Raw genomic sequence first — 14,433 nt, 5'->3', positions numbered from 1 at the left:
TTTTTGCTCGGTCGAAAAGAAATTCCACGATAGTCTGAATCATGCCACCAGTGAAGCTGATCGTTGTCTTTGCTGCTTGCCTTGCGTTACTAGCGGCCGACTCCCCCACAGCCGGACATTTTCTGTTGACGGAACGCGGCTCTGCTTCAGACCTCGAGATCGCCGGCATGGCCGCGACGGTCGCACCCGGAACAGTCCGCTACATCTCCTACGAACGACTCCTCACACTTCCCCAGACGACAGTCACGGTCACCGGAGACGACAACTTCCGCGAACTCCCTCAGCGAAAACTAACCGTGACCGGCGTCTACCTCGACGTGCTGGTAGGCTCCCTCGGCGCTCTTCCCGACGCGAATCTAGTGATCGCCCTCTGCTCCGATGGCTATCGCGCAACATACCCTCGCGAGTACGTGAAGACCCACCATCCAATCCTTGCGTTGAAGATTAACGGCCTGCCCGTCGAGACCTGGGTAGCCGAGACGCATAACGACGACCCGGGCACATACTTCATCACCCATCAAGACTTCACACCATCCTTCCGCATCCTCCGCTTTCAGGAGATCCCCAAGATACCGGCAAAGGTCACGCGGCTGGAGTTCGGCACGGCCCAGCAGGTCTACGGCGCAATCGCACCACACCGAGGAGACGCGTCCAACCCGCAGGTCATTGCCGGTTTTCGCATCGCGCAGCAACACTGTTATCGCTGTCACAATATGGGCAGCTACGGCGGCACCAAGGCAGGAAGATCGTGGCAGACACTAGGCAACTTCGCGGCCTCATCGCCTTCAACCTTCGAGCGCTACCTCCGCAACCCAAAATCCATCGACCCGAAATCGACCATGCCCAATCCCCAGATCGATGAGCCCACAGCGAAAGCGCTCCAAACCTACTTCCAGACCTTTGCTACAACGACGACAACTCACTGACCATCTCTCCCGGCGGTCCAGACCATGACCAACACGCACTCGCCACTCACATCCCTGCGCCACGCAATCGCGTCGTCTGAAACCGATCCCCACACAATCGCAAGCGCCGCCGCCGGAAGAGCGAACAGCAACGCCTCGCACAACACCTACCTGACTCTCACCACGACCGAATCGCTCCGTCGAGCCGAACAACTCCCGAACCTCTTTGTTGAAGCTCAAAGCCGTCCTCCTCTGTATGGCATTCCAATCTCGCTCAAAGACTGCTTCGATCTGGCAGGAACCTCAACAAGCTGTGGCTCCCGCTACTACCAGCAACTCCATCCCGTCGCCGCAGAAAACTCATGGGTCGCGCAACGCCTGCTCGACGCGGGCGCAATCATCCCAGGGAAAACCCACCTCCATCAACTCGCCTACGGCATCACTGGAGAAAACGCCGACTACGGAGACTGCGTCCAGCCGCGCGATTCAACGCTGCTCACCGGCGGCTCCTCCAGTGGCGCTGCGACGAGCGTACAAGAGGGGTCCGCTCTAGCAGCCATCGGCACCGACACCGGCGGCTCCGTCCGCGTCCCCGCTGCACTCTGCGGACTCGCTGGCTACCGCGCCTCCCAAGCCGTCAGCCGCGGCGAAGAACTCTGGGCGGGCGCAGCCCATCTCGCACCATCCTTCGATACCCTCGGCCTGCTCTTCCGCGATCTCCGCGATGGCCCCGCGCTCGCCAGCGCCATCTACGACATTCCCTTGATGCCCGCACCAACTCAACTCCGCATCGGCTATGTGGGAGACGAGTTCACGAAGGATTGCGAACCGGAGGTGCACTCGGCATTCGCCGCCTGGAAGCAACACCTCCTGCAACACGGCGCAACCCTCACACCGATCGACACCACCTTCTGGACCGACAGCTCGGAGATCTTCACCACCATCCAGGCCAGCGAAGCAGCCCAACTCCATCGCGGCCTCTTTCAACACTTCGAGCCCGCCATCGCGGAGCGCCTCGCCTGGGGAGCATCCATCACCAACGACCAACTCCACAACCTTAGTCATCGCCTCGAAGTATTCCGCTCCCAGATGTCCGCGCTCTTCCAACAGGTCGACCTCCTCCTCATCCCCTGCGCTCCTGTCAGCAGACTCTTCGCAGGCAAAGACCAATCTCACATCCGAAAAACGATCCTGCGCTACACCACACCAGCCAGCCTCGCAGGTCTTCCGGCTGTCACACTCGCAGGCGAGGCTATCGGCGCACCCTTCGGCACCGGCATGCAGTTAGTCGCCGCACCTATGCAGGATGCAGCTCTGCTGGCCTTCGCAGCCTCTCTGACTGGATAGCCACGGTCTGTGTTTTTTTGCCGAGAAATCGTCAGCTTTACAGACGCACTCCCATTGACGATGATGTTAGGGCTGGGCGTTCACGCTCGGCAGTCATGAGGAATTAACAATGAGCACAAGCAACGGCGTCCTACGCGCAACACTCGACAAGATCATCGGTACCGAACGCACCGAACACCTCTTCAATCTGCTGGTCATCCATCCCGAGATAGCCGCCGACCCCGGCCCGCAGGTCTCCCGCGCCGTCCTCGCGCAGGCACTCAACATGCTCCTCTTTGAAGACCTTCTGCGCCGCGTGCCCACCGCCAAAACCTACGCCGACTACACCCTCAGCAAAGGCCGGCAGATCCTCCACGACCACGGCGCCGTCCGCACCGTCGCGCTCGAAGGCATGGGCGGTCTTCCCGCCGGCCAGGAGGCCATCACCCGCATCCTCTGCCCGCTAGGCTACGCGCTCAACGGCGTCTATCCGCTCGAACGCCTCAAGATGACCGGCCGCTCCCACGCCCAGGCTGACTACCCCGAAGAGATTGCCCAGTTCTTCCTCAGCGAGCTTCATCCCGAGCGCTTCTCGCCCGAGTTCCAGGCCGCCGTCCAGCGCGTCACCGCAACTTCAAAGGACCCCGTCACCCCACAGGCGAAGTCCCTCCTCGACAAGCTCGAATCCACCGGCTCCCTCAGCGTCGATGAATCTGTAACTCTGCTGCCCATCCTCGCCTCGGTCTTCGAGCGTCAGCACACCGAACCCACGCTCGCCGACTACGAAATCCTCCTCGCAGAATCCCCCGAGATGGCCTGGATCTGCACCGAGGGCAACGCCTTCAACCACGCCACCGACCGCGTCCCCGACGTCGACCAGCTCGCCGAAGAACAGAAATCTCTCGGCCAGCCCATGAAGGCCGCCGTCGAGACTTCGCAGTCCGGCCGCGTCCGACAGACTGCCTTCCTGGCCGCCAAGGTACAACGCAACTTCCGCAACGCCGAAGGTGCGCTCATCCCCAAAGAGGTCAACGGCTCCTTCTACGAGTTCATCACGCGACTTCCACTGCCGGAAGAAGACGGCAAACAGAAGCTCGACCTTGGCTTCGACAGCTCCAACGCACAAGCCATCTTCAAGATGACTGCCACCGGCAAGGCCTGAAGTACCCACTACGCCTGGGCCGGGCGTTCGCACGCCTTCTTAAAGCTCTCGCGTGATCCTCCCGTTGGTCGGCATAATCTTCCCTCGCGACCAACGGGAGCGCCCACCGAAGGGGTATACAAGTCACGAAGTGACCGCCCTCCGCGCAGAAGGCCCGTCCGGCGGGACACGATCCTCGTATAGTTAAACCCTATGATGTCCACCTCCCCATTCGTCGTCCTGCCGAGCTCCCACGCCCGCGCACACGACACCTTCGCCGACGCCGACGAACTCTGCCAGCTCCTCCGTGAGCAGATCCGCGGCGAAGTCCGCTTTGATCCCGTCTCCAAAGCCCTCTACTCCACCGACGCCTCCAACTACCGCCACATCCCCATCGGCGTCGTCCTCCCCCGCGACGAAGCCGACGTCATCGCCACAGTCGCGCTCTGCCGCCGCTTCAACGCTCCCATCCTCACCCGCGGAGCAGGAACCTCGCTTGCCGGCCAGGGCTGCAACGCCGCCGTCATCCTCGACTTCTCCAAATACATGAACGGCATGGGCGAGATCGACACGGTCAATCGCACAGTCAAAGCCCAACCCGGCATCGTTCTCGACCGGGTCCGCGACGCCGCCGAAAAGTTCAACCTCACATTCGCCCCCGACCCCGCCACCCACAGCCGCTGCACCATCGGCGGCATGATCGGTAATAACTCCTGCGGCGTTCACGGCCTCATGGGCGGCAAGACCGTCGACAACATCGCCACCCTCGACCTCCTCCTCTACGATGGCACCCGCCTAACCGTAGGCCCCACCCCAGAGGACGAACTCGCCGCCCACATCGCCACCGGAGGCCGCACCGGCGAAATCTACGCAACCCTCAAATCCCTCCGCGACACTTACTCCGCGCAGGTCCGTGAGAAATTCCCCAACATCCCCCGCCGCGTCTCCGGCTTCAACCTCGACGAGCTTCTCCCCGAAAACTCCTTCAACGTAGCCCGAGCCCTGGTCGGCAGCGAAGGCACCTGCGCCATCATCCTCGGAGCCACCCTCCAGCTCGTCCAGTCCCCACCCTGCCGCACCCTCGTCGGCGTCGGCTTCCCCGACATCTTCCTCGCCGCCGACCACGTCCCCCAGATCCTCGAGCACAAACCCATCGGCTTCGAAGGCATGGACGGTCTCCTCCTCGACGCCATGCGCCGCAAGCAGAAGTTCGCCGAAGAGCTCAAGCTCCTCCCCGGCGGCAACGGATTCCTCATCGTCGAATTCGGCGCAGACACCCAACCCGAAGCCAACACCAAAGCACGCGCCCTCGTCGCCTCACTCAAAACCATCGCGCCTGACGCGACCTCCCGCATCTACACCCCCGCCGAAGCCAAAAGCGTCTGGCGCATCCGCGAGTCCGCCCTCGGCGCCACCGCCTTCATCCCCGGCGTCGGCACAGGCTGGGAAGGCTGGGAGGACGCCGCCGTCGACCCCACCCAGCTCGGCAGCTATCTCCGCGCCATCTTCGCCCTCATGAACGAGTACGGCTACCGCAGTCCCATGTACGGCCACTTCGGCCAGGGCTGCGTCCACATGCGCCACAACTTCGACCTCCAAACCGAAGCAGGCATCCTCAAATTCCGCCAGTTCATGGACCGCGCCGCCGACATCGCCCTCGCCCACGGCGGTTCCCTCTCCGGCGAACACGGCGACGGCCAGGCCCGCGGCGCGCTCCTCCCCAAGATGTTCGGTGAAGAGTTGATGCACGCCTTCCGCACCTTCAAGCGCGTCTTCGACCCCACCAACCGCATGAACCCCAACAAGCTCATCGACGCCCACCAGCCGCACGAAGACCTCCGCCTCGGCGCCGACTACAACCCCTGGCACCCCAAGACACACTTCGCCTACGCCGAGAACAACGGCTCCTTCGCCGACGCCAATCTCCGCTGCGTAGGCGTAGGAGCCTGCCGCAAAACCGACGCCGGCACCATGTGTCCTAGCTTCATGGCCACCGGCGAAGAGCTCCACTCCACCCGCGGCCGCGCCCATCTCCTCTGGGAACTCATGCAGGGCGAAGTCCTCCCAGACCAGTGGAAGAACAAGCAGGTCAAAGAGTCCCTCGATCTCTGCCTCGCCTGCAAAGCCTGCAAGTCCGAGTGCCCCGTCTCGGTCGACATGGCCACCTACAAATCCGAGTTCCTCGCCCACCACTACGACGGCGAATCCCGCCCCATCTCTCACTACGCCTTCGGCCGCATAGACGTCTTCGCCCGCCTCGCCTCCTACGCGCCGCACTTCGTCAACACCATCAACCACACGCCTCTCATCAGCACCATCATGAAGAAGCTCCTCCACATCCACCCGAACCGCACCTTCCCTCGCTTCTCCAAACCATTCACTCCCGATCGACGCCTCGCCCGCGATCCTCAACGCCGCCGCGACCGCCGCATCCCGCTCCCTGCCGAAGCCCCCGAGGTCTTCCTCTGGGCCGACACCTTCAACAACTACTTCCATCCGGCCGCCATGCGTGCCGCGCACAACGTCCTCACCACTGCCGGCTTCCGCGTCACGCTCCCCACGCAACACCTCTGCTGCGGTCGCCCCCTCTACGACTTCGGCATGCTCGACACCGCCAAAGACTATCTCCTCAAAACCCTCAACGCACTCACCGCGCAGCTACAAGCCGGCACCCCCATCGTCGTGCTCGAACCCTCCTGCGCCTCCGTCTTCCGCGACGAGCTCACCAACCTCCTGCCCCACGATCCCCGCGCACAAAAACTCCGCGACCAGACCTTCCTCCTCAGCGAGTTCCTCGTCAAACACGCGCCCAACTACAAGCCGCCGCAACTTGACGAGAAGATCCTCGTCCACGGCCACTGCCACCACCGCGCCACCATGGGCATGCAAGACGAAATAGCCCTACTCCGTCTCACCGGTGCCGACGTGGAGCTCCTCGACTCCGGCTGCTGCGGCATGGCCGGCCCCTTCGGCTTCGAAAAGGACAAGTATGAAATCTCGCAAACACTAGGCGAGCGCGTCCTACTCCCAGCCGTCCGCAACAAAGCCGCCAACACCATCCTCGTCACCGACGGCTTCAGCTGCGCCGAGCAGGTCACCCAAAACACCAAAGCCAAACCCATGCATCTAGCCGAGGTCCTCGCCCGGTCTCCTCAGGACTAAACGACCCAACCGGACTAAGGCTTATCCGGCGGCGGAGATCCCCTCTCTCGCAGAACAGACATCAGATCCTCATGATTCAAATAGAAGACGATCTTCAACCCATCGTCCGATCGATACAGCACAAACGTCGAACGCAAAGTAAGGTCCTCGCCTGGCCCGCCTCCTCGATTCAACTTCATCAACCACTCGGTCTTCAGCAAAACGTATCGATCATCCAGCCTCGTCAGCTCCACCGATGCCAGCGCAGTTGCTCCGCCTCCCACACTCTCAAACAGCTTCTTTCGCTGCGGGATCGCCATCAGCAGCTTCGAAGACGGCACTGCACGCGCGCCGCTTGGATCGGCCGCCATAAAGACATCGGCAAACTGCTCCACAATCTCTTCAGCACTCCCGACGTTAGCGTTTCTCTCAAATTGCTTGAGAAAGTCTTCTACCTCTTTATCGAAATCTTTCATCACGGCTCCTTAAATACCTGATCGTCCCCCTGTCGCGTTTGCGGCAAAGTAACCTTTAGTATTATATCACTTTTTTGGTTACAAATCAAGTAGCACCATCGCGGAGAAGAAAGCCGCCTCTGAATCCAGGCCTCGCGCCACGATCAGCCGTCCTGTTCAGATTTACCCAAAAACACCAACCCGGCCGACAACCTCCAGCCTTCAAGACATGCATCTCGTCCAAACGTTTGCTACCCTAGTCCCCAATGAATCTCGACGAGGTCCCCACCGTGATCGATGTGCATCCTCCCCATGAACCGATTCATGGCTGGCGAGACTTTCTGCTTCATCTCCTGACCATCACCATCGGCCTGCTAATCGCCCTCAGCCTCGAAGGCTGTGTCGAGTGGCGGCACCACCGCCACCTCGTCCACGAGGCCGAAGCCAGCCTCCACGCCGAGATCCAAAGCAACGCCATGGGCCTGCCTGACGCCCTCGCTACTTTGCACAAGAACCAGGCCGACCTGAAGCATGATGTCGACGTCCTCAAATACATCATCAAAAATCACAAGACTCCACCAGACGAACACATGGAGATTGCCTTCGGCATCCGCGCCTTCGACGACGTAAGCTGGAAGACCGCGCAGTCCACCACCGCTCTCTCCTACATGCCCTACTCCCAGGCCGAGGAGTACTCCGACATCTACAACACTCAAAACGAACTCAACGATGCCGAACGCCAGGCCGCACGCGACGCCATCATCAGTCTCGCTCCCTTCATGAACACCGCCGCCTCCGACCCCGACCCAACCGAAGGCCAGGCCAACGACATCAAGCAGAAGATCGAAGTCCTCCAGGGCCAGCTCACCCTCGTCGAGTCCTTCATGAAGTCACTCGATCAGTCCTACAAAAAATTCCTCGCCGCACACCCCGACTGACAGTTGGTTCTTGCAATACCTCGAACCACAAGGTATTGTACCCTTGATGGCTCCCCGCGAGACCAATCCGAACTTTATGAATGGAGTTCCGGAGCTCCTCATCCTCAGGCTCCTCCAGCACGAGGAGATGTATGGCTATGAGATCGTCGAGGCAATCCGCAGCCGCACCGGCGCCGTGATCGCAGTCGGCGAAGGCGTCGTCTATCCGGTGCTCCACGGACTCGAACGCGACGGAGCGCTCAAGTCCCGGCGCAAGACCGTCAACCGTCGCAGCCGTATCTACTACTCCGTAACGCCCGTCGGAGCGAAACGGTTAGCCACTCTCTCGAAGACCTGGACCAACCTGGCCACCGCAATCCAAACCATGCTGACGGGAGGGCACCATGGCCAAGCCATTCCATGAACTCCGCGAACGCCTGCTTCGGGCTGGGGTAGCGCCGCGGTATGTGAAACGTTATCTGAGCGAACTTGCCGACCATCTGGCCGACCTCACAGCGGAAGAAGAACGCGCAGGCCGCAGCCCAGCAGAGGCGACGTCCGAGGCGCTCCTCCGACTCGGGACAACTGACGATCTCGCCAAGGCGATGACAGCCCAGCGTCAACTCCAATCCTGGAGCGTCAGGGCGCCGTGGGCCATCTTCTGCCTCGCCCCGATCTCGCTCCTCGCAGCGGCCTACTTCATTGCCTGTCTCATCTTGTGGTCTGGCTGGCGAATCTTCCTGCCGGGATTCGATTCGCCCTTCGTCCGCATCGATGGTCTTGCGATTCTTTACTTCGGCATCGGTCGGTCGCTCTACTTCGCCGCGCCAACTCTCATCGGTTGGGCAATCGGACTAATCGCCGCCCGTCAACGATTCAATCTGGTTTGGCCCACCATCGGCTGGACTCTGCTTACTCTGATCGGGGTCACAGCCAAAGTCCACGCCCTTCGTCCAAACCTCCCTGCCGGCAAAGCCGGACATATCAGCATGAGCTTCTCAATTGGACCTCTCCCCCAGGGAATTCCCGATCTCCTGTCTCAAGCCCTGCTGATCTTCTTGCCAACAGTCCTTCCGTACCTCCTTTGGCGATTCCAGCAGCGACGCGGAATATCGACCTGATTTTTGCTGCCAAAAAGCTGTCAAGCCCCAAAACCTCGAAACCCGCGCAAATCCAGCACATTCGCGTGGCGTATGAGTTATCCTCCAACCGCTATACTGATACAGAGAAACAAAAGAGGCCCCCGAGCAATCGGGGGCCTCTGCCATTAGCCGGCAACTCATTCATTTATAATATTTTGTAAACAAGTCACATGAAATCAATGGTTTGCAGACACTCATCGCCCGCAAATCCATGATTCTAATTGGTTTGCGCGAAAAATACCCCCAGGGGGAGGGGGTACCCCCGCCCGGAGAGAGGAGAGAAAATGAACCGGGCCGTCACGAGAAACCCGCTGCTCAACTTCTCTACTCAACTACGACTAGCACATCCCCGGAGCCGACCGCATCGCCGACCGCAACCGCAATCCTCGCCACACGTCCGGTCTTGGGCGACTTCAGCTCATTCTGCATCTTCATCGCCTCAATCACGATCAGCGCCTGTCCCTCCTCGACCGCATCGCCCACCTCCACCAGCACCCGCACCATCCGGCCAGGCATAGGAGCCTTCACCGGACGGGGCCCATCCGTCCCAGCCCCCGCCCCCCGCCGCCCCTGCAGCGACCGCGGATCCGCAACCTCAAACTCGAACCGCCGCCCCCCGATCACCACCCCATCGCCATCCAGGACGCACCGGTACTGCCGCCCGTCAATCAACAAAGACAACACTCCAGCCTGCAGCACCCTCACATCCGCCACAATCGGCCGCCCGTCCACCGAGCACTCCATCCCCGCGCCGAACTCAGCCGGAAGCTCAACCCGCCGCTTCTCTCCCCCAACCTCAAGCCAGACCGTCACAGTCGCAACCCCTCCCGCCGCCCGGCCACAGCCCATCGGCTCTCCTCGGAGACACCGGAGACACTCGGCGCCCCCACCGTCTCCCGCCGCGCAGAGGCCGCAAACAGCGCCGCCGCCAGCGCCACCACGTCCTCTGGGACATCCTCCGACACCGGGGCGGCCGGCTCAGCCAGCAACCTCTCCAGATACCCCGTGTCGATCCGCGCGGCGCGAAAATCTTCATCCATCAGAATCCGCCGAAACAGCCCGATGTTGGTCTTGATCCCGCCAATCACATACTCCTCCAGCGCCCGCAGCATCCGGTCGATGGCCTGCTCCCGCGTCGGCGCAAACGCCACCAGCTTCGACAGCATCGGATCGTAGTCCAGCGGCACATTCCACCCCTCATACACCGCGCAGTCTTCACGAATCCCCGGCCCACTCGGCTGAATCAGCCGCGTAATCAACCCCGGCGACGGGAAAAAATGATTCTCCGGATCCTCCGCGTAGATCCTGCATTCGATCGCATGTCCGCGCAGCCGAACATCCTCCTGCGTCAACGGCAGAGGCTCACCCATCGCCACGCGAAGCTGCAGATGAACCAGATCCAACCCAGTCACCATCTCGGTCACAGGATGCTCTACCTGCAGCCGCGTATTCATCTCCAGGAAGTAGAAGTTCTCCGCATCATCCACCAGGAACTCGACCGTCCCCGCGTTCACATACCCAGCCGAGAGCGCCAGTCGAGCCGCAGCCTCGCCCATTCTCCGCCGAAGATCCTCGCTTACCACTGCGGAAGGAGCCTCTTCGATCACCTTCTGGTGCCGTCGCTGCACCGAGCACTCCCGCTCGCCCAGATACACGCAGCTCCCATGCTCATCTGCCATCAACTGGATCTCTATATGGCGAGGCCGCTCGATGAGCTTCTCCAGATATACCTCGCCCGACCCGAAGCTCCGCTCCGCCTCGCTGCTGGCCGCCGTAAACGCCGCCCCGAGATCCTCCGCCCGCGTCACCGCCCGCATGCCCTTCCCACCGCCTCCAGCCGCAGCCTTCAGCATCACCGGATAACCGATTCCGGCAGCCACGCGCAACGCCTCGGCCACATCGGCTAGCCCCGTCACGCTCCCCGGAACACGAGGCATCGCAGCCGCATCCGCCGCCTGCCGCGCCTTGGTCTTCGAGCCCAGCATCCGCATCGCGCTCGCCGGAGGCCCAATGAACGTCACCCCTGCCTTGGCGCAAGCCTCGGCGAACTCCGCATTCTCCGACAGGAACCCGTACCCAGGGTGCACCGCGTCCGCGCCCGTCCGCCGCGCCACCTCCAGGATAAGATCCCCCCGCAGATAGCTCTCCGCCGCCGGTGCCGGCCCCAGCCGGTAGGCCTCATCCGCATGCAGCACATGCAAGGCTCCCCGGTCGGCATCCGAGTAAACCGCCACCGTGGCGATCCCCATCTCCCGGCACGCACGAATTACCCGCAGCGCAATCTCCCCGCGGTTCGCAATCAACACTTTTTTTATCGACCGTCGCAAGCGGCCATTCTACCGCAGACGGCGATCGACTCATCGAGTCAAAACCGATACTGACCTGAACGCAAAAGAGGCCTCCCGTTCTGGGAGGCCTCCGGTATCACAACACGCAATGAAAGCTACTGCATTGAAACGCCGCCCTGCGTTGCCTTTTCCTTCTTCAGTTCATTTTCCTTGCGAGCGCCCATGGCCTTCTGGATCCAGGAATCGACCTGGGCCATATCAGCCTTGCGAGCCGCTTCATCCCCGCACTCCAGATCCGCCTTACGGCGATACGTCAGCTGCAGGTACTGCATGGCGTCATCATAGGTCGGGTTCAGCTCGACAGCCTTGTTCAGATACTGAAGTCCCTCATTCACGAGATCGGTATTGGCAGCCTGCAGCTTCTGGCACGCCCCCTTGCTCTTCTTGGGGTTCCCATCACCCTGATCGGTCAACCCATCCGCCGCAAGAATCGTGATTGCATTTTTATAAGCCAGCGTCCAGTCTACGAAGCCAACGGTGTAATAGGCCTCCGGATCGTTTGGCGCAATCGCGATAACCTTTTTCTCGTATTCCTTCGCAATATCAAACTTCTTGATATTGCGATTGATCGACGCAATCTGTTTCAGCGCGGTCAGATCGTTGGGATCCTTCGCCAGAACAGCGTTGAAGCCGTCCAGGGCCTTCTGCGCGATCGCAAGGTTCTCCGGCGTGTCCAGATTCGGCACTACCTGATACGAGTAAGCGGTGGCGAGATATAGCTTCGCGTCTTCGTAGTTCGGATCGAGAGCGATCGAATTCTGGAAGTGGTTTACCGCCTCTTCGTATCGTGCATTCTTAAATGCCTGCACTCCCTTGGTCAGCTGGTCCCGAGCCTTCAGGCGATTACACCCGGTTGCAGTGATAAGCATCAGCGCCAGCAAAGCAGCCGTAACCGGAATCCGTGCGGTGAATTTCATTGGGCGAATCATCTCCTTCAAAATGGGCGCGAGTTTCTATTCCAAAGACCGGGAAAGACTACATAACCAAGTTTCGGCTTTCGCTTGATTGTAATGGTATATGTCCTAACGTGACTAGAGCAGCTTTCTTTCCCTTCTTCAAAAGGAAATAATGTCGGTCTTTTGTACTACAACTATGGAGCTTCTGCCTAGTTCGAACTGCTCTTCGAGATACGATGCGTGCCAGCGCTAGAGGGCTAGCCGGAACGCAAACAAAAGTGGCCTACACTATACGCCCATCCCGCATCTTGACGATCCTGTCCGCATAGGAAGCGGCATCGGCGTCATGAGTGATCATTAGAATCGTCTGCCCCAGGCGGCGGTTCAGGTCCTTGATCAACTTCAGCACTGCCGCCGAGTTCTCACTGTCCAGATTGCCCGTAGGCTCGTCGGCGAGCAAAATCGCCGGTGAATTCACCAGTCCGCGCGCAATCGCCACCCGTTGCTGCTGGCCGCCAGAGAGGGCACGAGGCTTGTGTTTCATCCTGTCGGTGATCCCAAGCAGCTTGAGAATCTCCTGGAATGCCGGGTCGAACACCGTATCCCGGCCCCCGATATATTGCACAATCCGGATATTGTCTTCCGCAGACAGGGTTGGCAGCAGGTTGTACTTCTGAAACACGAACCCCACCGTGGTCTTGCGAAGCTCCGTCCGCTCGGCGTTGGTCATGCCCGCCATATCGCGGCCATTGAGCTGCACGGTCCCCGTTGTCATCGGCGTCAGACCACCCAGAATATGAAAGAGGGTCGACTTGCCCGAACCCGATGCGCCGATGATCGCGGCAAACTCACCCTTCCGGATGTCGAGATCCACGCCGCGCAGCGCATGCACCGCGACCTCTCCCACCTGGTAAGTCTTGGTTAAACTGCGCACCTTAATAATCGGCGGCTCACTCATACGACAGAGCCTCCGTGACATCCTGCTTCACCGCTTTGATGCCGGGGACGATGGCCCCCAACAGCGCCCCCACGACCGCAATGCCGGTTGCTATCGGCCACCAGCCATAGACCGTCTCCTGCACCAGGCTTGCCGGCACGGCATGTTTCATCAGCCATTGCGTCCCGTAGGTCAGGAGAATGCCGACCACCGAACCCAGCAGCGCCAGCAGCAGCGTCTCGCGAAACAGGATATTCAAAATCAGCCCGGAAGAGCCGCCCACGGCCTTCAAGATCCCAATCTCCCGCGTTCGTTCCAACACCGCCGTGTACATCGCCATAAACACCACAATGAAGCCCACGATCACCGCGACTCCGATCACGACTCCAATGAAGCTCTTCAGCATCCCGACGTTGCTGATAGAGAGCATCGAGGTGAACTCTTCCATCGTGTAGATCTGGTAGCCGTGATACTTCACTCGCAAAGCGTCCACCACAGATTGCGCATCCTTTGGGTCGTCGACCTTGAGGAAGATCTGGCTGAGGTGGCCAGGGTTTCCAGTCAGCGTCTGCAACATTGGCAGCTTTACGCAGATGCGGGAGAGCTTACCCGATTCAATGATTCCGACTAGTTTCCAATCGTGATTGACCAGATTGAGGGTATCGCCCACATGGAGTTTTTTTTGCTGAGCATAGTACTCATCTACGACCACGTCGTTATCGTTGACCAGCGGCCCACCCTTCAAATAGTGAAACCCTCCGTTCAGTCTTCGAAAATCGTCAAGATCGAGTCCTGTCATCGCATCGAAGCCGGAGAGAGGTTGAACCATCGTCCCCATCGCGAACGTGACATGCGGCTCCTTCATGAGCAGGGCGGGAATCTTATCGCTCATCGGAGCCGAGCTCAGCCCGATCGCTGAAGATCCGGGCGGCCGAAACCAGATATCAGCGCCAACACCACGCGCCCGTTGCGCAGACTGATCCAGCGTCCCGTGACTGACCCCGACCAGCGTCAGGATCATCGTCACCTCAACCGCAATTGCAAGCACGCTCAGCAGGGTACGGACCGGTCGATGGCCAAGATTCGCGAAGATCAGCTTATTGAGCAAGACAAGATTCTAATAGAAATCGGCGCGCCTAGAGTTAAAGGCTGAACGAAATTTGGGCGCGCGGACACTCGCTCAACAAAAAGCACCTACACAAAACTTCAGGCGACTGATCCCCGG

The 14,433-nt window shown here is 60.3% G+C and carries 13 protein-coding genes; 7 read left to right on the top strand and 6 right to left on the bottom strand.

The annotated features are described in order from the left end of the window. The first annotated feature begins 41 nt into the window (after positions 1–41). The 4 genes from HDF10_RS14040 to HDF10_RS14025 all read left to right on the top strand — a co-directional run bounded on the left by HDF10_RS14040 (position 42) and on the right by HDF10_RS14025 (position 6,534). The gene (locus HDF10_RS14040; protein WP_183814434.1) at positions 42–926 is read left to right on the top strand and encodes a molybdopterin-binding protein; all 885 of its coding nucleotides are present in this window, start codon (positions 42–44) and stop codon (positions 924–926) included. A gap of 24 nt (positions 927–950) precedes the next feature. Further along, entirely contained in the window at positions 951–2,252 is a 1,302-nt protein-coding gene (locus HDF10_RS14035) for an amidase (RefSeq protein WP_183814432.1), read from the top strand. A gap of 109 nt (positions 2,253–2,361) precedes the next feature. Continuing rightward, on the top strand, positions 2,362–3,393 hold the full coding sequence (locus HDF10_RS14030; protein ID WP_183814430.1) for a DUF1338 domain-containing protein: 1,032 nt from the start codon (positions 2,362–2,364) through the stop codon (positions 3,391–3,393). Positions 3,394–3,588: 195 nt separating this feature from the next. Continuing rightward, complete coding sequence (locus tag HDF10_RS14025) at positions 3,589–6,534, top strand: FAD-binding and (Fe-S)-binding domain-containing protein (protein ID WP_183814630.1); 2,946 nt, start codon at positions 3,589–3,591, stop codon at positions 6,532–6,534. A 14-nt stretch (positions 6,535–6,548) separates the two neighbouring features. Here HDF10_RS14025 and HDF10_RS14020 read toward each other — a convergent pair whose 3' ends face one another. Beyond that, entirely contained in the window at positions 6,549–6,989 is a 441-nt protein-coding gene (locus HDF10_RS14020; RefSeq protein WP_183814427.1) for a hypothetical protein, read from the bottom strand. A gap of 245 nt (positions 6,990–7,234) precedes the next feature. Here HDF10_RS14020 and HDF10_RS14015 point away from each other — a divergent pair, with 245 nt between their 5' ends. From HDF10_RS14015 to HDF10_RS14005, 3 genes are read left to right on the top strand one after another with little or no spacing between them, the layout of a single operon-like run. Further along, positions 7,235–7,906, top strand: coding sequence for a hypothetical protein (locus HDF10_RS14015; protein ID WP_183814425.1), 672 nt, complete (start codon positions 7,235–7,237; stop codon positions 7,904–7,906). 46 nt (positions 7,907–7,952) lie between these two features. After that, complete coding sequence (locus HDF10_RS14010) at positions 7,953–8,309, top strand: PadR family transcriptional regulator (protein ID WP_183814423.1); 357 nt, start codon at positions 7,953–7,955, stop codon at positions 8,307–8,309. Then, on the top strand, positions 8,290–9,006 hold the full coding sequence (locus tag HDF10_RS14005; RefSeq protein ID WP_183814421.1) for a permease prefix domain 1-containing protein: 717 nt from the start codon (positions 8,290–8,292) through the stop codon (positions 9,004–9,006). The genes HDF10_RS14010 and HDF10_RS14005 overlap by 20 nt, the downstream gene beginning before the upstream one ends. A gap of 345 nt (positions 9,007–9,351) precedes the next feature. Here the strand turns inward: HDF10_RS14005 and HDF10_RS14000 are convergent, their stop codons facing one another. The 5 genes from HDF10_RS14000 to HDF10_RS13980 form a co-directional block, all read right to left on the bottom strand. Then, complete coding sequence (locus HDF10_RS14000; protein WP_183814419.1) at positions 9,352–9,876, bottom strand: acyl-CoA carboxylase biotin carboxyl carrier protein subunit; 525 nt, start codon at positions 9,874–9,876, stop codon at positions 9,352–9,354. Further along, positions 9,837–11,354: an acetyl-CoA carboxylase biotin carboxylase subunit gene (gene accC / locus HDF10_RS13995; RefSeq protein WP_183814417.1), complete on the bottom strand. Its 1,518-nt coding sequence runs from the start codon at positions 11,352–11,354 to the stop codon at positions 9,837–9,839. Before accC ends, HDF10_RS14000 begins: the two co-directional genes overlap by 40 nt. A 116-nt stretch (positions 11,355–11,470) precedes the next feature. Continuing rightward, entirely contained in the window at positions 11,471–12,292 is an 822-nt protein-coding gene (locus tag HDF10_RS13990; protein WP_183814415.1) for a tetratricopeptide repeat protein, read from the bottom strand. A gap of 262 nt (positions 12,293–12,554) precedes the next feature. Next, on the bottom strand, positions 12,555–13,229 hold the full coding sequence (locus HDF10_RS13985) for an ABC transporter ATP-binding protein (RefSeq protein ID WP_183814413.1): 675 nt from the start codon (positions 13,227–13,229) through the stop codon (positions 12,555–12,557). Beyond that, complete coding sequence (locus HDF10_RS13980) at positions 13,222–14,316, bottom strand: ABC transporter permease (RefSeq protein WP_260177882.1); 1,095 nt, start codon at positions 14,314–14,316, stop codon at positions 13,222–13,224. Before HDF10_RS13980 ends, HDF10_RS13985 begins: the two co-directional genes overlap by 8 nt. Positions 14,317–14,433: the final 117 nt, after the last annotated feature.

It is taken from the genome of Tunturiibacter empetritectus (genome assembly GCF_014201375.1).
Taxonomy (GTDB): Bacteria; Acidobacteriota; Terriglobia; order Terriglobales; family Acidobacteriaceae; genus Edaphobacter; species Edaphobacter lichenicola_D.
Note: the sequence above shows the minus strand (reverse complement) of the source record. Positions and strands in the feature narration are given on the sequence as shown.

Coding starts and splice junctions, on each gene's coding strand:
- HDF10_RS13990 (WP_183814415.1), bottom strand. CDS start 12,292: ATGAAATTCACCGCACGGATTCCGGTTACGGCTGCTTTGCTGGCGCTG.
- HDF10_RS14035 (WP_183814432.1), top strand. CDS start 951: ATGACCAACACGCACTCGCCACTCACATCCCTGCGCCACGCAATCGCG.
- HDF10_RS13985 (WP_183814413.1), bottom strand. CDS start 13,229: ATGAGTGAGCCGCCGATTATTAAGGTGCGCAGTTTAACCAAGACTTAC.
- HDF10_RS14030 (WP_183814430.1), top strand. CDS start 2,362: ATGAGCACAAGCAACGGCGTCCTACGCGCAACACTCGACAAGATCATC.
- HDF10_RS14025 (WP_183814630.1), top strand. CDS start 3,589: ATGTCCACCTCCCCATTCGTCGTCCTGCCGAGCTCCCACGCCCGCGCA.
- HDF10_RS14010 (WP_183814423.1), top strand. CDS start 7,953: ATGGCTCCCCGCGAGACCAATCCGAACTTTATGAATGGAGTTCCGGAG.
- HDF10_RS14040 (WP_183814434.1), top strand. CDS start 42: ATGCCACCAGTGAAGCTGATCGTTGTCTTTGCTGCTTGCCTTGCGTTA.
- HDF10_RS14005 (WP_183814421.1), top strand. CDS start 8,290: ATGGCCAAGCCATTCCATGAACTCCGCGAACGCCTGCTTCGGGCTGGG.
- HDF10_RS14000 (WP_183814419.1), bottom strand. CDS start 9,876: ATGGGCTGTGGCCGGGCGGCGGGAGGGGTTGCGACTGTGACGGTCTGG.
- HDF10_RS14020 (WP_183814427.1), bottom strand. CDS start 6,989: ATGAAAGATTTCGATAAAGAGGTAGAAGACTTTCTCAAGCAATTTGAG.
- HDF10_RS14015 (WP_183814425.1), top strand. CDS start 7,235: ATGAATCTCGACGAGGTCCCCACCGTGATCGATGTGCATCCTCCCCAT.